Origin of the sequence: Planctomicrobium mucosum (genome assembly GCF_051466335.1) — a bacterium.
Classification (GTDB): Bacteria; Planctomycetota; Planctomycetia; order Planctomycetales; family Planctomycetaceae; genus Planctomicrobium.
Map to the genome: position 1 here is coordinate 2545872 of NZ_CP195793.1, position 25412 is coordinate 2571283.

The following is a 25412-nucleotide window of genomic DNA, read 5'->3' on the forward strand; positions in this document are numbered from 1 at the left end:
TCATCCTGGCGGAGAAACTCGTTAATCTACGCCTCAAGATCTGCTGAGAGAATTTTCAGCACGACGAATTCAGCTTGCCATCAGTCACCGAACAGGGGGACGAAATGTCGGTCACGAGTCAGGTTTGGGGGGCGACTTCACAGGGAAACAATTCGTTTCTTTACACTCTCAGAAACGAGTTCCTGCAAGTTTCTGTCACAGATCTTGGGGCAGCGCTCGTTTCTGTGAGAGCACCGGATCGAAACGGGGTTGTCGAGAATATCGTCGTCGGTGGTGAAGAGTTCTCGACCTATGCGAATAACAGTTCCCATTTGGGAGCGAGCGTCGGGCGATTTGCAAATCGCATTGGCAAAGGCCAGTTTTCACTCGACGGAAAGAGTTATCAGCTCGCTTTGAATAACGGACCTAATCATCTGCACGGCGGAGAGAAAGGACTGACGCACCGTCAGTTTCAATCTTCGGCGGATGAGAATTCCGTTCAGTTTTCGACATTCAGCGAGGACGGTGAGGACGGCTATCCCGGGGCGGTAATCATCAGCGTGACCTACCGTCTCGAGGGGGCGACGCTGTCTATCGAATACGCTGCGACGACAGATGCCAAAACCGTGATCAACCTCACGAACCATACCTACTGGAATCTTGCAGGCGCCGGTTCGGTGTTGGGGTTCGATGTGGAGATCAACGCTGGCACAGTCTTGGAGATTGATGACAACGTGCTTCCTACCGGGAAGATTCTTGAAGTTGCCGGGACACCGTTTGATTTCAGAAAGCCGCATCCGATTGGAGAAAGTATTCCTCAGAAGCACGGCGGCTACGATAACTGCTTCGTGATTCGGGATTGGGATTCCACGCTTCGCTTCGCAGCGAGGGCGAAAGATTCAGAATCAGGACGAGTCATGGATGTGCTGACGACTGTTCCTGGAGTTCAGTTATATACCGCGAATCACTTCGATGGTTCCGCTTCAGTGGGGGGAGCGAAGCAGCATGAAGCGTTCTGCTTGGAGTGTCAGCACTTTCCCGACTCCCCGAACAATCCTCAGTTTCCAACGACGATCCTCCTCCCCGGTCAGCGGTACACTCAACTGACCCAGCACCGATTCAGTGTCGAGTAACAGAAGGGATGTCGGGTTGAATCTGCTCAATCAAAAAGCCCGCCACATTGCTGTGGCGGGCTTTGACCTGACCCAATACGAATGAATTTTGTTAGGCAACTTTTCTGGCTGGTGCAGCGACCGGCGGGCAACGCAACTTCTCGCGATAGCCATTTTCAGCTTGTGCGTGAAGCCGTTTCAGGCCTTCAGAGAGCAACGGCATCGCGACACAGAGTGCTTTGCGAATCTGCTTGGTTTGAAGGGAACACTCACCTTCTGCGAAGTCTTGTGGTGCTTCAGAGAGGAAGGATTCACGGCGAAGCGCCAACCAAGGGAGTTCGAATTCGTCTGCCAGACGTTGAGTGAATGAAAGCGGGCTGACTCGCTCTGCCCCGGCGACATGGAAGATCCCCTCGAGATTTTCCATGCAGGCACGACGAACAATTTCCGCCATGTCTGTCGCGAGAATCGGAGTGGAATGTCGGATGTGGTCTTGTTGAACCAGTCGTTTGGTTTCCACGTTTTTCAGCAGGGATTCGACCCATCCAGACCCCTCTGGACCTGCTGACCATCCGAAAGTATTTGTGCGAACGATCAAGGCACCGGCACAGTTTTCCAGAATTTGTGATTCTGCAGTGCGAATGGCTTCTGACTGATAACTCGGGCAAAGTCCCAGGCTGTTTTCATCGTGGAACATCCATGGTCCACTGAAAACGGCGTCTGAGGAAATCATGACGAATTTGACGTTTGCTGCTGAGGCTGTTGCCGCCCACATTTCTGCGTCCGCAACCATCGCATCGTTGACGAGTGCCTTCGTTCCTGGCTCCCATGCAGATCGCGCTGCTGGTCCACAGTACAGAACACAGTCTGCACTACTTTGGGAAATCAGAGCACTCGGGGTTAGCTCTGGGCTCAGGGCGTCGCAGTTCGCGATTTCGTAACCGGAGGCGGAAGCCCAGGTCGAAACCTGATGTTGTTCAGCGAAGGAGGCTGCCAGATTTGCACCAGCGACCGTGTCCACACCAACTACTAGAAACTTATTCACGCGTTGCCTCCATGCTGTGCGTGTGAGATTCAACTCTCAGACCCGTCGTCTTTTAAGTCGTTTGCGTCAGCTGTTACGACTGAAGCGAGAGGAGTATACGACTGACTTCAAATTTCCTCCAAGATCAATCGGCAAGAATTACCGATCACAAATTCGCTCGTTGTACAACTTGCAAAATCTCGGGACGGAACCACTCACTGTCAGAGTGTGGGAGGTTTGTGCGGATTGCCAAAGAGAGGCGGTTCTCTCGCTGGTCATTGGCGACTTCAACTGAAGAGAACGCTAAATTGTGCTCACAGGAGTTTTCATAGAACAAGGGGACCGCTTTGCAATTTGATCTCGAACAGATTGCTCAACTCGCACCCGATGCGCAATCAATGACTGCAGCCCGGCAGTCGATGTCTCCGAGATTGTGGAGTCAGGCTGGACTTCTGCCTGATGTGATCTGGGGGCAATGTCTGGGGAGTACGTTCTACCACGTCGCGGTGGATTTACAGAGCTTTGGATACAAGTGCAGCTGTCCGAGCCGCAAACGACCTTGTCGTCATGTGTTGGCGTTGATGCTGTTACTCGTGACGACCCCGGACGCGCTCACGGAGACAGAACCGCCAGCGACGGTTCGTGAATGGATCGAGAAACGCAGAGCGAAGGCATCGAAGCCTGAACCTGTCGAAACAGAAGCTCCGAAACCAGTTGATCCAGTTGCTCAACAGAAACGAGCAGGACAGCGAGAAGATCGTGTTGCACGGGGGATTCAACAACTGGAGAGTTGGTTGATGGATCTTGTACGTAACGGATTAGCTGGGCTGGAAATTCAAGGGATGGCGCAATGGGAGTTGCAGGCGAAGCGGTTAGTGGATGCTCAGGCAAGTGGCCTCGCGAATCGCGTCCGGGCGATGGGCGAGATTCCTGCCTCGTCGCCGGATTGGCCGGAGCGATTGTTATTCGCAATGGGCCGGCTACAACTCCTGCTGGAAGCGTACAAGTCCTTCGATATTCTCCCTCAATCCTTGCAGTCTGATGTGCGACAGCTCATTGGATGGAATGTGACCCAGCAGGAACTCGAGGCTACCGGTGAGCGAGTTGTTGACGTCTGGCAGGTCGTCGGGCAGCGCGAGGAGATTGATGACCGGCTCCGAGTTCTGCGCACTTGGTTGTACGGGCTGGAGTCTCAGCGATTTGGGCTCGTTATTCAATTTTCTCCCGGAAAGCAGCCCTACCCCGAACTCTACATGGTTGGGACCTCCTTTCGTGCGGAACTGACATTCTATCCGGGTGGAGGGCAGGAACGAGTGCGGGTGCAAGAGCGGGCCGACCCGATCTCGACTCCTCGAACATTGTCCGGATTCCAGTCGTTGGAAGAGATTCTGGAACAATTTTCTGAGCGGCTAGCGGTTGCACCGTGGACAATGAGTGCGACTTATGTCCTCGCGAATTCGACGGTCAGTTCTGTACGAGGAAGATGGTATCTGCGAGATCGTGAGGGACGCGGTGCTCCGCTCCGTTCATTTGAACCGTGGAAGGTCCTCGCTGAAACTGGCGGACTGCCAGCGAATATCGTTCTGGAATGGAATGGAGATTCTGCTCAAGTACTGGGTCTCGAGATCAATCAACGATACATAGGAATGTGATGGACCCGCTCGTCAAAACTGCATTGCTTGGTACCGGACAGACCCCCCCTCCCCCTCTGGTCGACGGAGATGCCCTCGACACTTTGTTTGTTTCGAAGAAGATTGAGACTTCTGAACGTGAGGTGTTGTTAAGGGCTGGCGCGAAGGCAATTTATCAAACAGCTGGCCGTGTTCTCACGGATGTCCCAACGCAGCCACCTGCGCCAGAGGATCACGGTCGTGTCGCTCCTCCAGAGCTGATTCCATTACTGGCGCCGACACTCACTACACAGTCGATCGGGTTGCTTCCAGAGTTTCTCAAGATCATGGTGGAAGAGCATTTTGATTTTCCGACCTCTCTCCTGCCAGCGGCATTCGCAATTCAGGATTCGAGTCGGCGCGAGAAGCTCAAGCGAGTGTTCCGAAACCGTGCTCGGTGGCTGGCCGCATTGAATCCTGAATGGACATGGGTCAATGAGAATACTGGAAGTGACCTTGATGTCTCCACTTTCGTAGAACAGATCGAAGAGGGCTCGATTCAAGTTCGTACGCGTGCACTCGCTCAGTTAAGAGAGGTCGATCCGTCGTTGGGCCGTGAAACGCTTGCCAAGATCATCGGCACGGAAAAAGGCGATCAGAAGTGTAAACTCCTCGACCAACTTCGAATCGGACTCTCGCTGGAGGATGAGACTTTTCTGGAATCGTTGCGATCGGATCGGTCGCGGAAAGTGAAGGAGATTTGTGTCGAACTACTACAACTGATTCCCGACTCAGCGCTCTCTCAGCGGATGCGGGATCGGATACGGTCATCGCTGGTGCTGGAAAAGGATTCGCGCGGAAAGACACTGATTCGATTTGACCTTCCGAGTGAATTGCCCGCCGATTGGGTGAAAGACGGAATTGCAGCAACTTCTCAGGCGGGATCGGGGCATCAAGCGTATCGGATCCAACAGTTGCTCGCTGCATTGCCGCTCACGATATTGGTCGAGCAGTTGCAGATGGAGCCGCGACCAATCATTCAGGCAATCGATCCGGAAGATGAAGACTCGATCCGCGTTGGACTGATTCAGAGCTTGATCCGCCATTTGCCGACGACTCCAGAAATGCACCAATGGATTCAGCCTCTATGGGAATGGAGTCTCAAGAGTGCATCGGGTCTGCGACCATCGCAGGGTGTCGAAGCCGATCTGTTTGCCGCATTCGTAGAGGCAGTTCCTCCGGTCGAACTCGATCAGGCATTGTTGTGGACATTGAAACGAGCTGCTGATTTTCCTTTTTTGTCGTTTGCAAGTTGTGCTGAAAAGCTCCCTGCCCCCTGGTCGAGTGAGTTGTCTGCTGAGTATTTGAAATTCACACGGCGATTCTTCCAGTCACGCGCGGATGTCACTGCCTCGCAATGGTGTCAAACGTTACTCCCGGCGGCGATCGGCCTGTCACCAAGTTGTTTCGCGTCTGCGTTGGAGCCGTGGAGTGTTGCTCCAGATCGTCAGGGAGTTTGGAGAAACGCTCAGCTGGAAACTCATCTGCAACGGTTTGGCGAGGTGATCCGCTTCCGGCATCAATTTCGCCAGATCGCAGTGAGTCCCCCGCAAGGAAATTCAGGCGAGTGAGCACACGGTGATTCGCCACGCGAATTTCAGACATCGACATGGATGCAATGAATCTCGATCACATTATTCCAACGCGAGTTGGATTTCATTCAGTTCTTGAGGATCGCGGAAGACTGTCCAGCGGTCCGCTGGAAGATGTTTGAAGAGTTCGAGGAACTGGGATTTCGATGACCCAACCCCGTTTTCAGAGCAATCCCGAATCGCAACAAACGAAATTTGTCGGCCAAAATCCCTTGCTACCTCGCTATAGATTTCAGCATCGCGTTCGCCAGAATCTCCACAGAGAAAAAAAGTCCGTTGTGGATACTGACGTAACAACGTCTGAATCGAGGTCAGCTTAGTCCGGAACGATGTCCCTTTTTTCTTATCAGATCTCAGGTCTCGCAAGCGGATGTGTCGAAGGTGCATCGCTCCGACGGGAAAACCATCCTGATCGAGCCAATTGACGAGCGGCTGGTAAAGTGGCCAAGGGCTGGAAGAGACATAATGAAACGTCCCTCCCTGCTTCGCCCAGCTCTGATAAAGCTGGGGCATGCCGTCGACGGACCGGAATTCCCGCGTGAACGTATTGGCGAGCAATTCTTTTCGATTGGCAACGTTTGTGACTTTGATCGTGTCGTCAACATCAGAAACGATCGACACACCTGTTGGGGAAACCAGTTCGATTTCGCCAGTAAAGATGCGTTGATCGTCTTCCGGGAGATGTGCGCAGAATTGTACGAACTGCCGACCGTACGTATCGCTCTGGATTGACGGAGCGAGTTCGGCAGTCTGAATCGTGATCGTGGTTTCGAAGTATCCGTTCGGGAGAGTTTCCGGAAGAACAAACGCCTTGTTGGCAATCGCGATTGGGACAGACTTCCCCTTCCGTGTGTCCTGAAGAAACAGGTGTGCCCGGTCCAGAAAACGTTGTCGCGTTTCCACTTGCTTTTCTGGCTTCACGACGCGCTGAAATAGATGTAACAACGCGCGTTTACGAAAGCGGACTTTTGAGGAGGAGAAGATGCTGCCGCGGATTTGGAGATGCCAGCAGTCCCCGACGGGGCTGTAGTGTCCGCTGCTCCGATAGAATACGACCATCTCCTGCGATTCCACTGCACGTGGAGCGCCGATTGCTTTCAGAGGAGGAAGGTCTTGAGTCATTTGTCAGTCATCTAATCGGAGTCGTCGGCGGGATTGTTTGACTCCGGCCCTGAGTTGCTTATTTTTGAGTCTCCGTTCAATAGCACCGCGGGAAACTCGCGTCTTTTTTCTTTTCTTAGGAGGATGGGCAACCTGCAGGATGATCTGTCGGAGACGTTCGAAGCAATCCTGAATGTTCTTTTCGCGGTCTCTGTATCGCTGACAGTCCATTCTCAGGACACCGGCTTTCGTCAGGCGACCTCGTTCTGATTCGCGAAGTCTCTCCATGACTTCGATTGGAAGAGACTCGTTCAACGTCAGGTCCCAGGAGAGTTGTACCTGCGAGCTGACTTTATTCACATTTTGACCCCCGGGGCCTGAGCTACGGACGTACGTGAACTGTAACTCAGCGGTTGGCACACTCAGTGTCTCTGTGACGATCAATAATGTCGGCCGCTCGGCATTCATGGTAAAACCGTAACTGATGCATCATCGTCAAAACGACGCCTGCATTCAATCTTCTGAGAACTCTGTCGCTATCGTATTGAATACGGGTGAATGACTGAAAAAGATCAACCAAAATTCAGAAGGGAATTTTACATCATTCTGGATGCAGATATTTCGATCTTTTTCTGAAAAAAGTCGTCTGATCGGTCATCTTTGACCGGCAGATCGCCTAGGGACGGCCCAAGACGGGTGGTGACACCGGCCAACTGCAGAAAGTTCGATAGAATCGTGTGCCCTTGCTGTGTGAGGACAGATTCGGGGTGGAACTGCACGCCGAAGAGTGGCCACTTGCGATGTTGCAGGCCCATAATCGTGCCATCTTCCGCTTCTGAAATGATGACGAGATCGTCGGGAAGTGACGACTTTTCAACGATCAACGAATGGTAACGGGTCACCCGGAGAGGGTTTGCGCACTCTGCGAAGAGGCCTGCTTGCTGATGCGTGATCAACGATGTGCGTCCATGAATCGGTTCATGAGCACGAATGACTTTCCCCCCGAATGCGACACCGAGTGCTTGATGCCCCAGGCAGACACCCAGCATCGGAATCTTTTTCCCAAGTTGTTGCAATAGATCCACGCAAATGCCAGCTTCATCGGGAGTGCATGGTCCCGGAGACAGCACGATCGCCGAAGGGGATCGCTCTCGAATCTCATTGACGGTGATGCGATCGTTCCGGATGACTTCTGTTTCCACTCCCAACTCTTCCAAATAGCGGGCAAGGTTAAACACGAAGCTGTCGTAGTTATCGATCAGAAGTATCCCATTGGACATGATTAGCTGCGCGACCAGATCGACTGACTGGACGTTGCTTCCGCAGCTTCCAGAACAGTAACCGCCGCCTTCGCCATGAGGTGCAGCACCTGCGGGGTGACACCAGCCAATTGATATTGTTCAATTACAGATTTCAGGGCCGCTTCACATTCTTCTTCGAGGGCGAGAACTAAGTCGGGATTCATTGCGTTGCTCCGAGGCAGCGATCTGAACTGGGCTGGAGTCATCCGAGATGCCAAAAACTGGTTCAGAGGCTTCCGCCAATTCTATTCGAATGTCAGAATTGGTTCTATAGGGGCCATTCCTTCGCTGCGAGGGATCGCATGTTGAGAGAAATTAGATTATTGAGATGTCGAAAGAGGTCGAGAGAGATGGATTCGTGGAACCAACCCGGATGGTGCGAGCAAGCTCAGTTGATCCTCAATTCGTATCGGCACTGGCTGGGGCACGAACTGATTTCCAGAAGCGGATCCCCAGAGGAACAGGCCCAGGCGTTGTTTGAGGCCCCATTTGTCGTATTGTCGCACGGGGTGCAAGCTGATCCGATTATCAATTATGCGAACAAAACGACGCTCGCACTTTGGGAAACAGATGCCGAACGTGTACTGCAAACCCCTTCCCGCCTGACTGCAGAGCCATTGCATCGAGACGAACGGGCACGGCTACTGGAACGAACCACCAGGAACGGGTATGTCGACGACTATTCCGGGATTCGCGTCAGCACCACAGGACGACGATTTCGCATTGATCAAGCGACAGTCTGGAATCTAATCGACTCCAAGGGGAACTACGCCGGCCAGGCTGCGACGTTCTCAAGCTGGACAGAACTCCCTCCTGTCGGCCAATAACGCCAACGCTTCCACCAACAAAAAAACTCCTCTGGTGTCGCCTGAAGACGTCCGCCAGGGGAGTTCTTGTATCAGCAGTTGTTGTCTCTCACGCCTCGGACGACAACAGTGACGGTCAGAACCGATTACAGGTTCTTGCTTTCGAAATCCTTCATGAATTTCACCAGTTCAACGCACCCTTCTTTGGGGAACGCGTTGTAAATGCTGGCTCTCATGCCGCCAACGCTGCGATGACCCTTAAGGCCATCGAATCCTGCAGCTTGAGATTCCTTAATAAACTTGGCGTCAATCGCATCGTTCCCGGTGACGAAGGTCACATTCATCAACGAGCGGGAGTCCTTGTCTGCCGTTGGGTTAAACAGCTTGCTCTCATCCAGGAAACTGTAAAGGACATTCGCCTTCTCTTCATTCCGCTGAGCCATTGCTTCAAGCCCACCCTGCTTGAGGATCCACTTGAAGACAAGCCCCATGAAGTAAATGCCGAATGTCGGGCAGGTGTTATAGCAAGAGTCGTTCTCTGCATGGGTTCGGTACTGGAGCATCTCGGGAATATCGAGCTTGCCCCGTTTCACCAGATCATTGTGAATAATGACGAGTGTCACGCCGGAAGGTCCCAGGTTTTTCTGGGCACCAGCGTAGATCATTCCATACTTCGATACTTCGATCGGCTTGGAGTAGATGTCGCTACTCGCATCGCAAATCAGCGTGCTTCCAGCGGGAACGTCCGGTTCTGACTTGAATTGCGTTCCGAAGATCGTGTTGTTCGAAGTGTAATGAACGTAGGCGGAATTCGGAGTGTAGTTCGCCGTCTTCGGGATGTACGCGAAGTTACGGTCTTTGCTACTGGCTGCTTCATGAACTTTTCCGAAGCGGTTCGCCTGCTCGACAGCCTTCTGAGCCCAGACACCTGTGACCAGATAGTCTGCTGTGTCGTTGGCACTCAGAAAGTTTTGAGGAATGGTAAAGAACTGGGAAGAAGCTCCCCCCTGGACGAAGAGCACACGGTAATCGTCGGTGATGTTGGCCAGACGACGGCAGTCAGCTTCTGTCTGCGCCAGAACGCTAATGAAGGCTTTCCCGCGGTGGGAATGCTCCATGACACCCATTCCGGTATTGCCCAGCGACAACATGTTTTCTTTCGCTTCCTCCAATACTTCGACTGGAAGAACAGCGGGTCCGGCGGAGAAATTGAAAATACGTTCTGTCATCAAGCCCTCAACTTGTTGAAAGCCCAGTCAATTACCGGGGGTGTTATCGTTTGATCGAATGGTCTTCGATACTGTTATTTCTTGTCAGACAGGCGGGAACTGTATTGGTTCCCCGAGATTGTCGTGCGAACACTTAAAGCCAAAGTTCCACACGTTCCCGCAGCCCTTCCGGGAGGCGCTTGAGCACTGCTTTCCGAATTTGTTCCTCATGATAGCGAGTGCTGAAATGCCCGAGAATCACCAATTCATTTTTGAATCGCTCAGCCCGGGCGATGATGTCATCCAGATGAATGTGGCCGAATTTATGGATTTTCTCTTTGCGATGTTCCGGACGGAAGAATGTCGCTTCTGTGATGAGGATGCGTGCTTCGAATGTGGCGTCGCAAGCATCTAGACCTGCCGGCGATGTATCCCCGGTGTAACAGACGAGTGGAATACGAACTTCAGCCGAGACATCAATACCGCTCAGACGCAGATCACGAATCTGATCTCCTGTCAGATTCTGGTATTCCGGACGCAATTTCCGTCGTCGTTCCCAGACAATGTAGCCCAACGACGGGACGGTATGCGTTGTTTGAAACGTCGTCACGACATGCTCCCGTGACAGTTCGTATTCTGCTCCCGCCTCAGCTGGGACGATTTCGCAGAGCATGCGACCGCGATCGAGTCGATTCCAGGACTTCAGCATCCGGTCGACCTGCACTGCGACTGCGGCAGGGACGTAAATTGTCGGTGCAGTCATCTTCATCATGCGACGACGCGCGACGTAGGCAGGCAAGGCTGCCATGTGGTCAAGGTGAGCATGGGTGATGAAGAATGTCTGTGTTCCCATGAACGACCAGGGACTTCCTCCCATGTCGAAGCCGACTTTCAACTCAGGAATTCGCCAATAGCTTTGAACAGCGGCGCGCGAGTATCCTTCGATCGTCAAATCTTTGTGGACGAGCGTTTTCAGTGGGAGATTGTCGACCATGACACCAACAAAGCTACAGAACGGAAAACCTTACAGGATAAGGTTCTGAAACACTGTTTGCACTGGTGTGGTCAAGAAACTGAGCCGAACGGGACCATTTTGCGACTTTTGGCAATCCCGCACGAATTATTTCCCATCCAGAATCTCAACTTTGGCAACGGATCGGGCCTTCTGGACCTGCTCGTCCCACAACTTGGAACTAAGATGGTTCAGGATTGGCATGCGGACATCTTCCAGAACGAGTTGTCCGGGAATCAGTTCGTTGAGTTGCACCACATGGACTCCCCGCTTCGATCGAAAAACCTTGCTGATCTGTCCCGGCTTCAGTGAGAATGCCTGGCTGGAAATTGCTTGGATGACTCGATCGTGATACTCGAATTCTCCGAGATCACCGCCGTTTCTTGCGGACGGGCTTTGAGAATGCACTTTCGCAGCTTCCGTGAATGTTGTCTTTCCAGATTCGATCTGTTTAAGCAGATCAGTCAAAGTCGCTTCAGCCTTTATCCAGTCCTCTTCGGTCGCATTATTTTTAATGAGGAGAACGATTTGCGCCGCTTTGACGCGCGTTCCGTCCCATTCCGCATGGTGAGTTTTCCAATAGGATTTCAGGTCGGAATCGGAAATTGTTGATTCGACATATTGATCCCAAGCAAGCTGTAATGAGAGCTCCTCACGTAGGCTTTCTCGAGTGATGTGATATCTCTCCAGTACATCGTGAATCACTTCGCCACGTTGGGCGATGCGTGATTCGATGCTTTGGATTTTCGCGTCGAGTTTCTGCGGATCTGCGACTACTCGCTGCTGTTTGAGAAATTGTCGGATCAATTCTCGATCAACCAAACGTTCGACGAGTTTCTGGCGGGAAATCTTACGGTCAGGGTGCCCTTCGTTCCCCTCGATGAACTGCAACTGAACCTGATTGCTTGAGATCTCCTGACCATTTACGCGAGCAACAATACGCAGGTCGTCATCGGCTCGCAGCCCCTGGGAGAACGTCGCAGCCAATAGTCCGAAAAGCAGAAATCCTCGTCGAAAGGCGTCCATGCTCGTGTTACTCCGTACCTGCAGCAGTCGATGGATCGTTCCCTTGAGTTTCTTCGCGTTGCTCCGGAAGAAGGGGACGTTGAGGAATCTCGTGAGGGACAAGTGCGATGATCGTTTGCCCCGGTTTGGGGTCGATCTTCTCCTCTGCATCACAAATCGTCAATCGTTGATTGTGACTGATAAACAGCGGAATCGCGCTGGACCCATAGGTTTGGTTGAAGTGGGCGAAATCAAACTCTTTCGTCAGCTTCGTCGTTTTGATGTGATCTCCAGCTTCGAAACGCTTTTCCAGTTCCCCAAATGTCAGTTGAGAATTGAACAGATAGCGGGCTCTGAGGTGTTGAACCGTCTGTTCATTTTTTTCGGCAGCCCTTCTGGGGGGAAGTTGGAAAACGTTGGATCGGCTGAACAATTCTGAAAAACTGATGGTCGCCAGCGCATTGACTTCGTCGTTCGATGTCAGCGCCAGCATTCGACCAATTCCACCCAAATCAAGAACTTCAGAGGCTTCCTCCTGAAGGATGTTCATGTCTGCGGTTCGCAGTCCTCGCAGTCTGGCAGCGTTGATGTTCCAGTGGTTCGTGTCGACTAGCAACACAGGATATCCAGCTTCCTGGATCGCTTCACCCAGTTCCTGAGCGATACGATGGGCGCCAACGATGAGAACGCCCTGGGGATTGTCGATCGCGAGATTCAATCGCTTTGCAAGTGGCAGCGCCGTCAACCCGTACACAATCACAGTTCCGACGATGATGGAAAAGGTCGCAGGGACGAGCATCGCTCCATCTTCTGGACCGAGTTGAATTGCAAAAACAGACGCGACCGCAGCGGCGACAATACCGCGAGGAGCCAGCCAGGACAAAAAGACCTTTTCCTGCCATTTCAGGTTCGAAGTGATTGTCGACAAGAATATGGATGCCGGTCGAACAATCAGGATCATAAACGCGACGAAAAGAACACCTCGCCAGCCAAGCTCAGCAAATGCAACCGGATTCACTCGAGCAGCAAGCAAAATGAACAGGCCTGAAATCAGCAGCAGGCTCAAGCTTTCTTTGAATTCGATGATGTGTTTCAGGTTCGCCCCGGAGTTGGCGACGAGCACACCCATCAACGTCACCGCCACGAGTCCGGATTCGGTTTGCAAAAGGTTGGAACCCGCGAAAGAGGCGACTACCAGAAGGATGGTCACCAGACTTTCGAGATGATCTGGAATGGCGTGGCTTTTCAGAAGTTTTACAAGGATCCACGCGGAGATCGCTCCGAGAGATCCCCCGACGAGTAGTGTGCGGATGAGGTATTCAGCGGTCACGAACCACGCGTGATTCACGTTCGCATCGAGTGTGGCTCGGTATGCTTCGAAAACAAGAACTGCCAGCACAGCCCCGATCGGATCGATCACGATCCCTTCCCAGCGAGCAATGGGACCAACTTGGCCGATCGGGCGAATGTGTCTGAGAATCGGACCGATGACCGTCGGTCCGGTGACAACAAGGATTGCCCCGAGAAGTGTCGCTGGGAGCCAGGGCATCCCGAGAATGAAATGGGCTCCGAGGAGCGACAGCCCCCATGTCACCGCGGCTCCAACTGTCAATATCCAGAGGAGCACACTCCCCATCTCTTTAAGCTGCGAGAAGTGAAGCGACAAACTTCCTTCAAACAGAATGATGGCAACGCAGATGGAAATAAATGGGAACAGGAGTTCCCCCAGCATTTCATCAGGCGAAACGATGTGCAGGACGGGGCCTGCAATAAACCCGAATCCGAGCAGCAACAAAATTGATGGAAGCTTAAGCCACCAGGCAATCCATTTCGCGCCGGTACCGAGGATAATCACACCGGCCAACGCCACGAGCATTGATTGATGTTCCACAAGACCTCTGCTGAAAAATCCAACTCAGGGATGGTGAAATTCCACTGCGGACTTTTATCAAATCTTGTGGAGAGTGCCAGACCGATTTTCAAGGCACTGGCCTCTGTCGATCACTTTGCATCAAAATCATTTCCTGACGATTTGAACGTCGGAATGAATTCCGATTCCGGAGTAGTAAATTCCCAGCTGAGTCATTCGATTCGGATTGAAGAGGTTTCGTCCATCGAAAATGACGGGAGCGACCATCTCGTGCCGGATGTAATCGAAGTCTGGATTTCGGTATTGATTCCATTCCGTCACGATTGCCAGTGCGTCTGCATGATTTAGCGTCCCGTACTGATGGTCGTGATAGTGAAGTTTGTCCCCGTACTGTCTTTTCACGTTTTCCATCGCGACAGGGTCATGAACGTGAATCTTGCAGTCTGATTTCAGAAGTGCATCGATCAGCTTGAGAGAAGGAGCCTCGCGGATATCGTCTGTCCGTGGTTTAAAGGATAGCCCCCAGACGGCGATTTTCTTGCCGCGCAAGTGCCCTGCGAAGTACTTGTAAATCTTGTCGTAGAGAATGTGTTTCTGGCGATCGTTGACGCGATCCACGGCCTCAAGGACTGACGCGGTGAATCCATGTCTGGAAGCAGTGGCGGTGAGTGCTTTGACATCTTTCGGAAAGCACGAACCGCCGTACCCTGCTCCGGGGAACAGAAACTGAAAGCCGATCCGCTGGTCGTGGCCGATTCCTCGTCGCACATCATTGATGTCTGCATCGACGAGTTCGCAGAGATTTGCCATTTCGTTGATAAAGCTGATCTTTGTCGCGAGCATGCAGTTTGCGACATATTTCGTCATTTCAGCGCTTTCGAGTCCCATGATCAGGAACGGATTTTCGGTGCGGAGAAATGGCGAGTAAAGCTCTTTAAGAACTTCCGCGACTTCCTGGTTGGTGACCCCGACCACCACGCGGTCGGGTTTCATGAAGTCGTCGATCGCACATCCCTCTTTGAGGAATTCCGGATTGGAAGCGACGTGAACATCCCGGCCTGTGATCGCATCAAGACGCTTTTTGATGGAGCGATTCGTTCCGACGGGAACTGTGCTCTTGATCAGGACGATCGCGGTTTCTTTCAAGGAATTGGCAATGGACTCGGCTGCTCCGAAGACGTATTTCAGGTCAGCTGATCCATCCTCCCCTTCGGGAGTCCCGACTGCGATGAAGATGCAGTCTGCCTTGGGAACGGCGTCGACGGCATTGGTTGTGAAATGCAGGCGTCTGGCAGCTACATTCCGTTTGACCATATCTTCGAGGCCTGGTTCATAAATCGGAATGATCCCAGCGTTCAGTCCCTCGACCTTGCTCGTGTTAATGTCGACACACGTGACATCGTTGCCGCTCTCCGCGAAACAAGTTCCTGTGACAAGGCCAACATAACCTGTTCCAATCACAACGATATTCATCCGTTTCCCTCGTTCTTCCTGCGATTCGCAACGATGCAATCTTAAGATTCTTGCACATCCGAGCACTGTCGAGCGGAAAAAAGGCAAGTTTTTGGATGATCGTCCGTCCTAATTTAGCTCGGCTTTTCTCATGGAATCGGTTTTGACCTGCTCGAATCCAGATTCGCAGAGGGGGAATCAGCCGGTTTCGGGTGGTTATGCGGGTTTGCTGCTCTTTCGCGGCTGGGGTAGTCGTTCGGTGACACCGACATTCCTGTTTCTATATAAAGTGGGCGGGGTTTGAATTCCTTTGGACTCTTTGAACCTCTGAGGAAGCTGCCGATCAGTATTGTCGGAGAGATTTTGAATTTTCCTGTATTTTGAACGTGTACAGTCTCAGGGGTGGGGTGGGTGGGCGCTCCATCTTGACTGGCGGATTTTGTTGTTCTATACCCCCGGAACTTCGAGAGTTTTCGCACGACTGGGGATTTGATCAGCCGTCGCGGTCTCGCTGGTCGTGTTTCTGATTCCGCAGACATCCGTTGCGTCCGCAAAGCCAGCTGCTGGCAGCCTGTTGTTTTTCGAACGCAACTGATGTTCTGCATCACTTTTGCTTTCGCTAAAGGCGTCTTTGATGGCTGATTTGATTGCTCCACATGGTGGATTGTCCCAACCTGTTTGCTGCACTGTTCCAGAAGCAGAGCGTGAGGCATTCCTCGCGGAAGCGGCTTCCCTCAAGCAGGTTCCACTTTCGTCAGCGGACGTCTCCAGCGTCTACCGCTTCGGGGACGGAACTCTCAGCCCGCTGACCGGCCCGATGGACGGAAAAACCTACGATCGCGTTCTTGAAGAGTCGGTGATCGAGAACAACGGCAAGCTGTACGCTTGGACGATTCCCATCGCGTTCCCTGTCACGTCCGCTCTCGCCAAGACACTCGCTGTCGGTGAGAAGGTCGCTCTGACGACTCCGGAAGGGGACATCATCGCGACTCTGGATCTCTCCGACGTCTTCGTCTGGAACAAGACCAAGTACCTCAGCAGCGTCTACGGCACAGGCCGTCTGGATCATGCCGGGGCAGACATGGTTCTCAAGGGGCCAGATGCCGACAAGGCCTACCTGGTCGGTGGAACCATTCGCGCTCTCCCACAGCCAAAGAACTCCGCATTCGGCAAGTACGTCCTCACTCCACGTGAAGTGCGTGCTCTGATCGCAGAAACCGGCTGGGATGCGGTTGTGGCGTTCCAGACTCGGAACCCACTCCACCGTGCTCACGAGTACGCACTCGTTTACGCACTGGAAACCCTGCTCCGCGCCGGCAAGAACGCGGGAGCGGTGCTCAATCCGCTGATCGGCGAAACCAAAGGGGACGACGTCAACGCTGTCACCCGTATGGAAACCTACGAGAAGCTCATCAGCGAACGCCAGATGGGCGACGGTGATAGCGATGTCGAACTGTGGACCGCTCGTGGCGAGCAGGTTCCAGACCGCGTGAAGCTGCTCGGGCTGGACATCAAGATGTTCTACGCCGGTCCCAAAGAAGCGATCATGCACGGGATCTACCGCCAGAACATGGGCTACACCAACATCGTCATTGGTCGTAAGCACGCGGACGTTCCTTACGCCGACGGCAGCAACATCTGGGGCGATTTCGACGCTCAGGAACTGTTCCACAAGCTGGGCGGCGAATTGCTGATTCAGCCAGTGAACGTCGGCTTCGCAGCCTACTACGACTCCATGGGTCGCGTCGACCTGATGGAGCGTCACAAGGACGAGAAGCCAGTGTTCATTTCAGGCAAAGACGTCCGCAACACGCTGCAACGCGGTGAGATGGTTGACCCACGCATCATGCGTGAATCGACCAGCCGCATCCTGGCGGCAGCGATGAAGCAGTAGTCCAGAATCTGGCCATGAGCGGCGTGTGAAGCGAATCCGCTTCCCCGCCGCGAAGGCTTGTCACAACGAGGGCGCCACACCTAAAGTGTGCCGCCCTCTTGGTTTTTGTAGAAAAAAAGGGACGAGCAACGATTTGCTGCTCGTCCCTTTTTCATGCTTTTATTCGACTACAGTGTCCACTCTGCTGATTCAAGATCTTTGAGGACACTTTTCTCGGTGAGATCGAAGTGCAGCGGCGTGACAGTAACATACCCGTCGGCCATTTCTTGAACGTCGTTCCCCGGGCAGTGTCGATGGTTTTTCAGGGGATCCAGTCCGCTCCAGAAGTAAGGGCGTCCACGTGGATCGATTCTCTTCTCGATCGTATCTGTGTGGCGGTCAACTTCCATCCCGGTCAGTTTGATCCCTTTGGGGCCTTCAGGTGTTGTGTTCGGGAAGTTCACGTTCCAAAGCGTCCCCCGTCGATGAGGATGTTTCAGGATCTGTCGAATGACGTGTACCGCGCGAATCGCTGTCGCCTGGTAGTCTGGGGGCGTCCCTTGAGCCTGTGACACAGCGATCGATGGAATTCCATAGAACGCCCCTTCAATCGCTGCGGCGACAGTGCCGGAATAAATGACGTTAATCCCGACGTTCGCCCCGGAGTTGATCCCGCTGACGATCAGGTCTGGCTCTCCCTGACAGAGTTCAAGGACTCCCATTTTGACGCAGTCTGCAGGACTTCCATCCACAGCCCAGCCGTAACGTTTCCCATCCTGTTGAATCTCTTTGATCAGAATGGGATGCAGGTATGTGATGCGATGGCTGACACCGCTTTGTTCTACGAGAGGAGCCACAACGTGGACTTCTCCCAACTCTTCGAGTGTGGCTTGCATGGCCCGCAGGCCGGGGGCGTGAATGCCATCATCGTTCACTAATAAAATCTTCATCAGGCGAGCTACTTCGTGGGAGCTGGAGTCGGTTCTGGGTCAGGGACCGGGGAAACATCGTCGGCTTCTTCGACAGGAATTGGAACGAGTTCAAATTCCACATCGTTTGAGGCGGATTGATTGAGTTGTTCACCCGGTGGAGTCGGCAACGGATAGGGTGGCAAGGACGAACGCGGTGTGTCGAGATCTTCGTCCGGAATTTTTGAGGATGGCGTGCTCGGAGTGGAAAGCCTATTTTTGTCAGCATCCTCTGCAGGCTCGACTTTTTCTCCTAGACGCTCTTTCAGGTTGAGCTGAAGCCGCAATGCGCGGAGTTCATGGCGGAGCGTATCCATCTCGCTGCGCAATTGCCGAATTTCTTGAAGAAGTACCTCATTCGAAGTCGGTTGTTGCGCCTGTTCGTACTCTCGCTGGAGTTGGTCGGCGAGCTTGCGGATTTTTTCGCTCTCCTCCTGCAACCCTGCGAGTGCGAGGTTCTGAGCCGCAGAACGTAATTGCAGAATTTTCAGTGTCTGCGGATTTTTAGCAGCGACCCGATCGCGAGGCGACATCGTCTCTGGTGCGGGTGGGAGGAAATGCACATTGCCCGGGAAACTGTTCCTTCCTTGTGGAACAGTTTGATTCTCAAACGCCGGAAAATACTGAACATCGTCCCGCAAATAGAATTGGGACGGGAATGCTTGCTTAGCCGCATCCGCCGGAGAGAGATAAGGATTGGGAATGTGCGGTCGAGCTCCAGTATCTGGAGATGTCCCGAGTGTGGCTTTTCCGGGCCCGAACGGAGTTGGAAAGTGACCTTCTTCTGAAACGACACTGTTCGGTGTTTGAATAGGAGGGCTGGACAGGGATTCGAAGCGGTTTTCCTGTGCAAAGAGTGCAGTCGTTTGTATTGAGCACGCTGCGACCAAGAACGCTGCGGGGCGAGTGAACTTCATCGTGAACTTCCTTGATGATAAGTGAATCCCTTTCCGTAAGTTTACTCTTCACCCGAAGTTGACGCGACAGCAGTTTGATTTTGAAAGATCAGGAAGATGGACGTATCAATTGCTGCTGTTTCGAGTGAAGATCCATTAGAGTTGGGGGCGAATTTCAAATTAGTCTGAACAGACGAAGCGAATATCCATGAAACGCATTGACGCTCATCAGCATTTTTGGGACTTGAATCTGCCGTTCGATACGGAGTGGTTGAAGGCACCTTCTCATCAGAAAATCCGTCGGACGTTCCTGCCAGCGGATCTCAAACCACATCTGGATCAATGTGGAATTTCACAAGCGGTCTTCGTGCAGGCGCAACACCACCTTGATGAAACTCGCTGGGCACTCAATTTGGCGGATCACTACAACTTCATTGCGGGCGTGGTGGGTTGGGTCGATCTTGCAAGTCCCGAGTGTGAAGCTCAGTTGCTGGAATTCAAAGGCCATCCGAAATTCGTCGGCGTTCGTCATATCACACAGGCTGAATCGGACGACAACTTTATTGTGCGTCCAGAGATTATCACCGGGCTAAAAGTGCTTCAAAAGCACGGCGTTCCGTTTGACTTGCTGTTCTTCGTAAAGCACCTGAAACATGCAGCGACTCTGGCAAAAGAACTCCCGGAATTACCGATGGTCATCGATCATCTTTCCAAACCGAAAATCAAAGAGCAGTCGATTGACGACTGGCTACCTGATCTGAAAGCGGCCGCGAAGTTTCCCAATCTGTACGTGAAGTTGTCCGGCATGGTGACGGAAGCGGATTGGGAAAACTGGCAGCCAACGGATCTCAGACCGTATGTGCAACACGCGATCGATTTGTTCGGTGCCGAACGTTGCATGTTCGGATCAGATTGGCCGGTGTGTGAACTCGCGGGAAGCTATGAAGCGGTCTTCGCCGCGTTCGATGAATGTATCTCCCAACTCAGTCTCAGCGAGCAGGAGCAGATTTACTCGCGGACCGCTGTAAAGTTCTACAATTTGAAGCAGAACTGAAGTGACCTCGATCATAGTGACCTCAATCATCTGGCAGCGCGCGAGAGTCGGTCGTTGAGCGCTGCCCCGAGTCCGTGTTCTGGGAAGCGGGTAGCGACAATTCTTTGAGCTTGAGAATCATCCAGACGTCGCAGTGCAGCGAAGAAATTCGCTGCGGCTTCAGTGAGAGACGATGATAGAGAGAGGATTTCCAAGCATCCAAATTCGTGCGAATTGTCGAGTGGGCCGAAACTCATTGCGGCAACATTCGGTCCAGTGGGCGCCTGACCCCAGTGGTCGATGATTTGAAGCGGTTTACGCGGTGCGTAGTGTTTGAGAAGTCTCCCGGGGGCGATCTGCGCCCCCCCTTCACTCTCCCGTGATGAGAGATGATCGATCGGACCAATCTCGTTTTCAATGTCCTCAACGCTGAGTCCACCGTGCCTCAAGAGAATTGGCGTTTGATTCGGAGCGACAAGCAGAACCGTTGATTCGACACCAATACGGCAAGGTCCCCCATCCAGAACCATGTCGATCTCTTCGGAGAGATAATCCAGAACGTGCTTCGAAGTTGTTGGGCTGATGCGCCCGAAGGGATTCGCACTGGGAGCAGCGACCGGGACGCCACTTAACCGAATCAGCTCGCGGGCAACGGGGTGGTCTGGTACTCGGACCGCGACGCTTGGAAGCCCTGCTGTGACCAGATCTGGAACGCATTCTTTTTTCGGAAGAACGAGCGTGAGCGGTCCCGGCCAGAACTTGGTCATGAGTCGATGCGCCAGTTCCGGAACTTCCTGCACAACGAGGGAAACGTCTGCTGCATCGGAGAGATGAACGATCAGCGGATCGAAGTGTGGACGTTGTTTGGCTGAAAAGATTCTGGAGACGGCTGCGACATCCAGTGCATTTCCGCCGAGTCCATAGACGGTCTCGGTTGCGAATGCGACGAGCCCCCCTTCTTTCAACTTTAGGGAAGCTCGCAGTACATCGTCAGTCAGTTCAGCAGCCAATTGGGACCTGCCAGAGAGAAAAAAGCAAAAAATGAAAAGAGGGGTGTTACCGAAATCGGCTGCAAATTTGAACGTTGAACTCCGTGGAATTCCCATTCTTTCAAAGAGGGGCTTCTTCGTCTCCACTGAATTTATCGTCAGAAGCAGCAAAACCGCTCTGTCAGTTCAGGATTATCCAGTCGGTGTTGTGAAAAAACAACATCCTCAATTGATTCATGTCCTAGGTTTGAGCGACCTCTTTTCTTCCTTGAGAAATTCCTCAATGACGACCTTTCAAAAATTCTTCCTACGACTCTGCGTCGCGCAGGGAGTTTGTCTGGCCATCGGATTTGGTGTCGTTCACCAATTAAAGATGCCAAACAGTATTGGCGTGGAGAGCGCGGAAATCTCATCCAGTGAATATCTTAGAGCAACATCTGTTGCATTCCTCGGGACCTGGGGGCTGATGGCCGCTTTTACCGGACTGATTATCGCTCGAGAGCAGCGGCAGCAGTTCGAGGAACTGTTCGCCCGATATGATGAGCCTGAATATCCGTGCCTTCAACTATACGGTGCAGATGAACACGGAACAGAGTTTATCCACCACAGGGTGGGGCCAGACCGCGAGTTGCGACCGCAGTTGAGTCTCCGAACAGGGACGACCGACTCTGATTGTGAGGTCAGAATGCAAGATGAACCAGCTGTGAAACTGACTTTGGTTCATTGATGAAGTTTCAGTGATGCGAGGCGCGTATCGGGGTGCCCGACCTGCAGTCTGCATTCTGCATTGATCTGAAGTTCGGGTGATTTCAAAAGCAAACAGGATGGACGAGTTGGCTCTCATCCATCCTGTTTTTCTTTCAGCAACGACTGTTGGTTAAGTCGCCGCAACTAAAAAGTCTCTCCCGAGAGTGTGGCATTCCGGCGGCGAAAAACGCAGCGTTTGAACGAATTTCTGCCAATATTCGCCAACACACACTCCTTAGATAATGGCTATTTTGCTGGTTGCTTGCAGTACTGCAGGCTCATGAGGGCGTAAGCAGTCACGAGATCTGCATCCCCTTCCATCCACCGGACGGTTGGATTTGCCCAACTTCCGTTTTCGTTCTGCTTCGCAATCAGTGTGTTCGCCAGATCCGCTCTCCAGTCATGGAGATTGCCGTCAGCGTCTTTGATGCTGTTGTCGCCAAATGCATCGAGTGTCTTGGCGAACGTCTGGTAGTAGTAGTACAGCCCTTGTTGACCCATCCCTGGATTTTCATCGAGGGAGTAGAATTTCTGAATCCATCCTTGAGCCGCTTTCACTCGAACATCATCGGGCGAAACGCCAGCGTAAATCATACTCTTCAGGCCAGCGTATGTGATGCTGGCGTAAGATCGTAGACCCCCTTCTGGTGTTTCACCTGCAGGGGAAGAGCCACCTGCCGCGATGGTGTAGTAAAATCCACCATCTTCGACCTTGTCAGCGTATTTCGTCTGGTTGTGTTCGCTTTTGAGATTCTGACAGCGAGAGACAAACAAAAGTGCTTTCTGCATCGCGGGGTCACTTGCTGACACACCAGCAGTGTGAAGTGCCTCGATAAAGAATGCAGTGTTGGACATGTCTGGACGTGAATGGGAACCGTACCCTGCTCCACCGAACGCATCGTTTTCTGCGGAGCCGACCTCATCTTCGTCCCATTGCAGTTCCTTCACGAAATCGACCGCCTTTTCGATTTTACTGTCATATCGCTTGTCTTTATTCGCAGCGACCAGAGTTTGCAGCACGATCGCAGTTTCGTAATTCATCACCTTCGAGTCAGGACGGTAGAAACCACCATCCGCGTTTTCAGCGGAGAGGATGTTTTTCAGGCCTGCCTCAACCGCTGGGTCGTCTAACGGAACTCCGCTCTTAATCAGAGCGTAAGTGGCCAGCCCGGTGACTCCGAGTGAATTGCTTCGACTCCAGCTTCCATCTTCCGCCTGAGTCGCCTTGAGATACGCGACCCCTTTATCGATGGCAGCATTCAGTTTTTGCTGATCAACAGATTCCTGACCAACGCACACAGACGTGGTCACGCTAAACAAAGTCAGCCATGCGCAAAGGGGACGACACAGATTCAGCATCTCGACTCCTCATTCTCTTCTGTCGATCAACGTTTGTATTCTCATGAATCGCTCATATGGGAGCGACTCAGGTGTTGTGCATGTACTCGGTCGATGCAATGTTTAGGCCAAAGCCCGGTTCAATCCATGAATTCAGTTTCATGGGAGCGGTTCTCGCCGTCAAACTGGAAATGAAGGATGTCGCGGAATTTTTGATGGCTGGCGCTGGCGAAATTGACGCCATGCCGTGATGGATATCTCGCCACGAGTGGGAAGACTCGCGGGAAAAGCAGGTCCCTGCGAAAGCTTTTCTTCAATCTGATGTACGAGGGACAAGGAAGCCGAGCCCGAGAAGTTCCGTTACAAAGTCGTGAACAATCGGACCGACAGCGTGCCCCGATCCTCCATGCTCGAGCAGGACGACAATGGCGACACGCGGATTTGTCGCGGGAGCGTAGCCGGCGTACCAGACGTGCTCTGGATTAACACCAGCCGGAGAGAGAGCCGTCATTCCGGCCATTGGCATCATCTCAATTCTCGCTGAATGGGCATTCCCATCCGGGCTCTCGACGGCCAGTTCCATCCCCGCTCGAATGATTTCCAGAGTCTGCGCGCTCAGTCGTTCAATTCTGCGAGGCGCTGCTCGCGACGTGTCTGGTTCACCGGGAGAAGCGAGCGTCAGATGTGAATTCACCAGATATCCACCGTTGGCAATCGCTGCCATCATGCGGACCACTTGAAGTGGACTCACAAGAAGCGGCCCCTGTCCGATTGCGAATTGGAGGACGGCAGAGTTCGAATTCTTGTTCCTTTGGTCAGTGAATTCCGGAATGGAGCCGGCATTCTCACGCGGAAGATCGATTCCAGTCGGTGATCCAAAACCAAATTTCAGGACCCAGTTCTGCAGGGTTGGACGACCAAGTCTGCGTCCGAGATCGTAAAAGATAACATTACAGGATTGTTCGATCGCTTGGGGAAGCGTCAACTCGTTGTGACCAATGCCGTACTGTCGAAAGAGTTGACAGCGGTTCTGATCCGGTTCATCGAGGTAGCCACGGCAGAGAAATATCTCGCCAGGCTGGCTCTCCTGTTCTTCAATGGCAGCCATCGCAGTGATCAGCTTGAACAATGAACCCGGAGCGATTGCCACTTGCGTCGGACGCTGAAAAAGTGGCTTTCGAGGGTCTTCCTGAAGTTGTTTCCACTCCTCCACGCTCGGTTGTACGAGCACCTCCAATGAGGGACGTGGAGCACTCGCCATCGCGATAATATCCCCGGACCAGATATCCATCGCGATCAATGTGGCGCCGCGCGGGGCGAGTCCCTGCTGTTCAATATACTGGGCCCCCGGAGTGACGGCTGCGTCGAGAAGTTCCTCCGCGACACGTTGAATTCTCGAGTCAATGGTGAGAATCACATCCTGGCCATCGACTGCAGGTTCAGTGGATTCCGTTTCGCCACGTTCGAAATGCCTGTTCCGCTGGAAGTGGATTTTTCCCGGGGTTCCAGAAATGCGGGAAGAGTGGGAACGTTCAATTCCGCTTTCTCCTTCGCGTTTCGGAATGTCTGTTGGCTCATCTGTCTGCGGTTTCGCTTTGCGAACTCCGATGACGTGTGCAGCCAGTGATTTCTGAGGATATGTCCGCGTTGTTGATGAGCGGATGCGAACTCCGGGGTAGCTGGCGGGGTGAGACTGGATCTGCGCGACGACATCGAGCGGAACATCAGCGAGAACGACGTGGTCCTGCAATTCTTCTTTAATGATGATGGGGTCGTCTGCAAATCGTTCGGGGGCTGTCGTCAATTCATCGATGACAATCTTCCAGATTCCTGTGAATCCCTCACTCCAGGAAATTTCATTTTCCTGATGAGAGGCTTTACGCTCTTCGCGTTTGCGTTCTACTGAACTCAACATCGTCTCGATCGTTTTCTGAATCGAAGCAATTCGCTGTTGAACGTCCACTTCGTTGCGATGTGTTAGCCGGGCGAGGTTGGAAATCATGGATGCTCGCGCAGCGACCACGACTTGCTCTGCCTCGGCTCTCAGTTCGGGGTCTTTTCGTTGCGCAGCGGTCAGAGATTTCGAGATCTGTTGCCGCAGCCAGCGGGGATTCGGAGGAGTTTCGAGCCACCGGTACTCCACAGCGACGTCGTAACGTGTGATGTCCTGAGCAAGCACAACACCATCACGGGAGACGATTCGCCCGTCGCGACTGGGGATGATTTCGGTTTCATCAAAGATCTCGTTCCATGGAGCGATGTACTCTTCGGAAAGGGACATTTGAATGTATGTCACCCGTGCCCCGATGATCGCAAAAGTCAACACGATGACACCGCCGAGAATGAGCGGCCGACGGCGCGGATTCCCGGTGGTGACACTGATGAGATCAGTTGAATCATTCAGTGAGGAAAACGGTTGGTTACGCACGTGACATT

23 protein-coding genes are annotated in these 25412 nt (G+C 52.8%); 8 read left to right on the plus strand and 15 right to left on the minus strand.

Translation table 11 applies throughout. The features are described 5' to 3' along the window. Positions 1-104: 104 nt before the first annotated feature. Complete coding sequence (locus SH668x_RS10265) at positions 105-1112, plus strand: aldose epimerase family protein (RefSeq protein WP_437184963.1); 1008 nt, start codon at positions 105-107, stop codon at positions 1110-1112. Between the two features lie 91 nt (positions 1113-1203). Here the strand turns inward: SH668x_RS10265 and SH668x_RS10270 are convergent, their stop codons facing one another. Further along, complete coding sequence (locus SH668x_RS10270; RefSeq protein WP_437184964.1) at positions 1204-2136, minus strand: sugar nucleotide-binding protein; 933 nt, start codon at positions 2134-2136, stop codon at positions 1204-1206. Positions 2137-2462: 326 nt separating this feature from the next. Between SH668x_RS10270 and SH668x_RS10275 the strand changes: the two genes are divergently transcribed. Both SH668x_RS10275 and SH668x_RS10280 read left to right on the plus strand, forming a co-directional pair. Further along, on the plus strand, positions 2463-3767 hold the full coding sequence (locus SH668x_RS10275) for an SWIM zinc finger family protein (protein WP_437184965.1): 1305 nt from the start codon (positions 2463-2465) through the stop codon (positions 3765-3767). Further along, positions 3767-5356: a DUF5691 domain-containing protein gene (locus tag SH668x_RS10280; RefSeq protein WP_437184966.1), complete on the plus strand. Its 1590-nt coding sequence runs from the start codon at positions 3767-3769 to the stop codon at positions 5354-5356. The genes SH668x_RS10275 and SH668x_RS10280 overlap by 1 nt, the downstream gene beginning before the upstream one ends. 63 nt (positions 5357-5419) lie before the next feature. Here SH668x_RS10280 and SH668x_RS10285 read toward each other — a convergent pair whose 3' ends face one another. The 4 genes from SH668x_RS10285 to SH668x_RS10300 all read right to left on the minus strand — a co-directional run bounded on the left by SH668x_RS10285 (position 5420) and on the right by SH668x_RS10300 (position 7943). Continuing rightward, a complete protein-coding gene (locus tag SH668x_RS10285; protein ID WP_437184967.1) occupies positions 5420-6499 on the minus strand; it encodes a phosphatidate phosphatase App1 family protein in 1080 nt (359 codons plus the stop codon). A gap of 3 nt (positions 6500-6502) precedes the next feature. Beyond that, entirely contained in the window at positions 6503-6946 is a 444-nt protein-coding gene (arfB, locus tag SH668x_RS10290; RefSeq protein ID WP_437184968.1) for an alternative ribosome rescue aminoacyl-tRNA hydrolase ArfB, read from the minus strand. A gap of 128 nt (positions 6947-7074) precedes the next feature. Beyond that, positions 7075-7758 (minus strand): anthranilate synthase component II, encoded by a 684-nt coding sequence (locus SH668x_RS10295; protein ID WP_437184969.1) that lies wholly within the window; start codon positions 7756-7758, stop codon positions 7075-7077. Positions 7759-7760: 2 nt separating this feature from the next. Beyond that, the gene (locus SH668x_RS10300) at positions 7761-7943 is read right to left on the minus strand and encodes a hypothetical protein (RefSeq protein ID WP_437184970.1); all 183 of its coding nucleotides are present in this window, start codon (positions 7941-7943) and stop codon (positions 7761-7763) included. Between the two features lie 186 nt (positions 7944-8129). Here SH668x_RS10300 and SH668x_RS10305 point away from each other — a divergent pair, with 186 nt between their 5' ends. Then, positions 8130-8606, plus strand: a complete 477-nt coding sequence (locus SH668x_RS10305; protein ID WP_437184971.1) for an MEKHLA domain-containing protein — start codon at positions 8130-8132, stop codon at positions 8604-8606. A gap of 125 nt (positions 8607-8731) precedes the next feature. Here the strand turns inward: SH668x_RS10305 and serC are convergent, their stop codons facing one another. From serC to SH668x_RS10330, 5 genes are all read right to left on the minus strand, one after another. Continuing rightward, positions 8732-9814 carry a 3-phosphoserine/phosphohydroxythreonine transaminase gene (serC, locus tag SH668x_RS10310; protein WP_437184972.1) on the minus strand — a complete coding sequence of 361 codons (1083 nt, stop codon included), beginning with the start codon at positions 9812-9814 and terminating at the stop codon, positions 8732-8734. A 133-nt stretch (positions 9815-9947) separates the two neighbouring features. Next, complete coding sequence (locus SH668x_RS10315) at positions 9948-10787, minus strand: MBL fold metallo-hydrolase (protein WP_437184973.1); 840 nt, start codon at positions 10785-10787, stop codon at positions 9948-9950. Positions 10788-10913: 126 nt separating this feature from the next. Continuing rightward, the gene (locus SH668x_RS10320) at positions 10914-11831 is read right to left on the minus strand and encodes a peptidylprolyl isomerase (RefSeq protein WP_437184974.1); all 918 of its coding nucleotides are present in this window, start codon (positions 11829-11831) and stop codon (positions 10914-10916) included. 7 nt (positions 11832-11838) lie between these two features. Continuing rightward, positions 11839-13701: a cation:proton antiporter gene (locus SH668x_RS10325; RefSeq protein ID WP_437184975.1), complete on the minus strand. Its 1863-nt coding sequence runs from the start codon at positions 13699-13701 to the stop codon at positions 11839-11841. Positions 13702-13827: 126 nt separating this feature from the next. After that, entirely contained in the window at positions 13828-15153 is a 1326-nt protein-coding gene (locus SH668x_RS10330) for a UDP-glucose dehydrogenase family protein (RefSeq protein WP_437184976.1), read from the minus strand. A gap of 613 nt (positions 15154-15766) precedes the next feature. On the opposite strand from SH668x_RS10330, the gene SH668x_RS10335 reads away from it, so the two are divergent. Next, on the plus strand, positions 15767-17026 hold the full coding sequence (locus SH668x_RS10335; RefSeq protein WP_437184977.1) for a sulfate adenylyltransferase: 1260 nt from the start codon (positions 15767-15769) through the stop codon (positions 17024-17026). A 167-nt stretch (positions 17027-17193) separates the two neighbouring features. On the opposite strand, the gene surE is transcribed toward SH668x_RS10335, so the two are convergent. After that, entirely contained in the window at positions 17194-17955 is a 762-nt protein-coding gene (gene surE / locus SH668x_RS10340; protein ID WP_437184978.1) for a 5'/3'-nucleotidase SurE, read from the minus strand. A gap of 8 nt (positions 17956-17963) precedes the next feature. Next, the gene (locus SH668x_RS10345; RefSeq protein WP_437184979.1) at positions 17964-18890 is read right to left on the minus strand and encodes a hypothetical protein; all 927 of its coding nucleotides are present in this window, start codon (positions 18888-18890) and stop codon (positions 17964-17966) included. Positions 18891-19077: 187 nt separating this feature from the next. Between SH668x_RS10345 and SH668x_RS10350 the strand changes: the two genes are divergently transcribed. Beyond that, a complete protein-coding gene (locus SH668x_RS10350) occupies positions 19078-19923 on the plus strand; it encodes an amidohydrolase family protein (protein ID WP_437184980.1) in 846 nt (281 codons plus the stop codon). Positions 19924-19949: 26 nt separating this feature from the next. Here SH668x_RS10350 and SH668x_RS10355 read toward each other — a convergent pair whose 3' ends face one another. Further along, on the minus strand, positions 19950-20912 hold the full coding sequence (locus SH668x_RS10355; RefSeq protein WP_437184981.1) for an L-threonylcarbamoyladenylate synthase: 963 nt from the start codon (positions 20910-20912) through the stop codon (positions 19950-19952). 262 nt (positions 20913-21174) lie between these two features. Here SH668x_RS10355 and SH668x_RS10360 point away from each other — a divergent pair, with 262 nt between their 5' ends. Continuing rightward, a complete protein-coding gene (locus SH668x_RS10360; protein ID WP_437184982.1) occupies positions 21175-21618 on the plus strand; it encodes a hypothetical protein in 444 nt (147 codons plus the stop codon). 266 nt (positions 21619-21884) lie between these two features. Here SH668x_RS10360 and SH668x_RS10365 read toward each other — a convergent pair whose 3' ends face one another. Beyond that, the gene (locus SH668x_RS10365; protein ID WP_437184983.1) at positions 21885-22997 is read right to left on the minus strand and encodes a prenyltransferase/squalene oxidase repeat-containing protein; all 1113 of its coding nucleotides are present in this window, start codon (positions 22995-22997) and stop codon (positions 21885-21887) included. 56 nt (positions 22998-23053) lie between these two features. Here SH668x_RS10365 and SH668x_RS10370 point away from each other — a divergent pair, with 56 nt between their 5' ends. Next, a complete protein-coding gene (locus tag SH668x_RS10370; protein WP_437184984.1) occupies positions 23054-23227 on the plus strand; it encodes a hypothetical protein in 174 nt (57 codons plus the stop codon). Positions 23228-23289: 62 nt separating this feature from the next. On the opposite strand, the gene SH668x_RS10375 is transcribed toward SH668x_RS10370, so the two are convergent. Then, on the minus strand, positions 23290-25404 hold the full coding sequence (locus SH668x_RS10375; RefSeq protein WP_437184985.1) for a peptidoglycan D,D-transpeptidase FtsI family protein: 2115 nt from the start codon (positions 25402-25404) through the stop codon (positions 23290-23292). Between the last annotated feature and the right edge of the window lie 8 nt (positions 25405-25412).

Excerpts from the sequence above, each read along its gene's own strand:
- SH668x_RS10335 (WP_437184977.1), top strand. The coding sequence starts at position 15,767 with ATGGCTGATTTGATTGCTCCACATGGTGGATTGTCCCAACCTGTTTGC.
- SH668x_RS10350 (WP_437184980.1), top strand. The coding sequence starts at position 19,078 with ATGAAACGCATTGACGCTCATCAGCATTTTTGGGACTTGAATCTGCCG.
- SH668x_RS10365 (WP_437184983.1), bottom strand. The coding sequence starts at position 22,997 with ATGCTGAATCTGTGTCGTCCCCTTTGCGCATGGCTGACTTTGTTTAGC.
- surE (WP_437184978.1), bottom strand. The coding sequence starts at position 17,955 with ATGAAGATTTTATTAGTGAACGATGATGGCATTCACGCCCCCGGCCTG.
- SH668x_RS10370 (WP_437184984.1), top strand. The coding sequence starts at position 23,054 with ATGGGAGCGACTCAGGTGTTGTGCATGTACTCGGTCGATGCAATGTTT.
- SH668x_RS10295 (WP_437184969.1), bottom strand. The coding sequence starts at position 7,758 with ATGTCCAATGGGATACTTCTGATCGATAACTACGACAGCTTCGTGTTT.
- SH668x_RS10315 (WP_437184973.1), bottom strand. The coding sequence starts at position 10,787 with ATGGTCGACAATCTCCCACTGAAAACGCTCGTCCACAAAGATTTGACG.
- SH668x_RS10265 (WP_437184963.1), top strand. The coding sequence starts at position 105 with ATGTCGGTCACGAGTCAGGTTTGGGGGGCGACTTCACAGGGAAACAAT.
- SH668x_RS10345 (WP_437184979.1), bottom strand. The coding sequence starts at position 18,890 with ATGAAGTTCACTCGCCCCGCAGCGTTCTTGGTCGCAGCGTGCTCAATA.
- SH668x_RS10300 (WP_437184970.1), bottom strand. The coding sequence starts at position 7,943 with ATGAATCCCGACTTAGTTCTCGCCCTCGAAGAAGAATGTGAAGCGGCC.
- SH668x_RS10320 (WP_437184974.1), bottom strand. The coding sequence starts at position 11,831 with ATGGACGCCTTTCGACGAGGATTTCTGCTTTTCGGACTATTGGCTGCG.
- SH668x_RS10280 (WP_437184966.1), top strand. The coding sequence starts at position 3,767 with ATGGACCCGCTCGTCAAAACTGCATTGCTTGGTACCGGACAGACCCCC.
- SH668x_RS10330 (WP_437184976.1), bottom strand. The coding sequence starts at position 15,153 with ATGAATATCGTTGTGATTGGAACAGGTTATGTTGGCCTTGTCACAGGA.
- arfB (WP_437184968.1), bottom strand. The coding sequence starts at position 6,946 with ATGAATGCCGAGCGGCCGACATTATTGATCGTCACAGAGACACTGAGT.
- SH668x_RS10360 (WP_437184982.1), top strand. The coding sequence starts at position 21,175 with ATGACGACCTTTCAAAAATTCTTCCTACGACTCTGCGTCGCGCAGGGA.
- SH668x_RS10285 (WP_437184967.1), bottom strand. The coding sequence starts at position 6,499 with ATGACTCAAGACCTTCCTCCTCTGAAAGCAATCGGCGCTCCACGTGCA.
- serC (WP_437184972.1), bottom strand. The coding sequence starts at position 9,814 with ATGACAGAACGTATTTTCAATTTCTCCGCCGGACCCGCTGTTCTTCCA.
- SH668x_RS10305 (WP_437184971.1), top strand. The coding sequence starts at position 8,130 with ATGGATTCGTGGAACCAACCCGGATGGTGCGAGCAAGCTCAGTTGATC.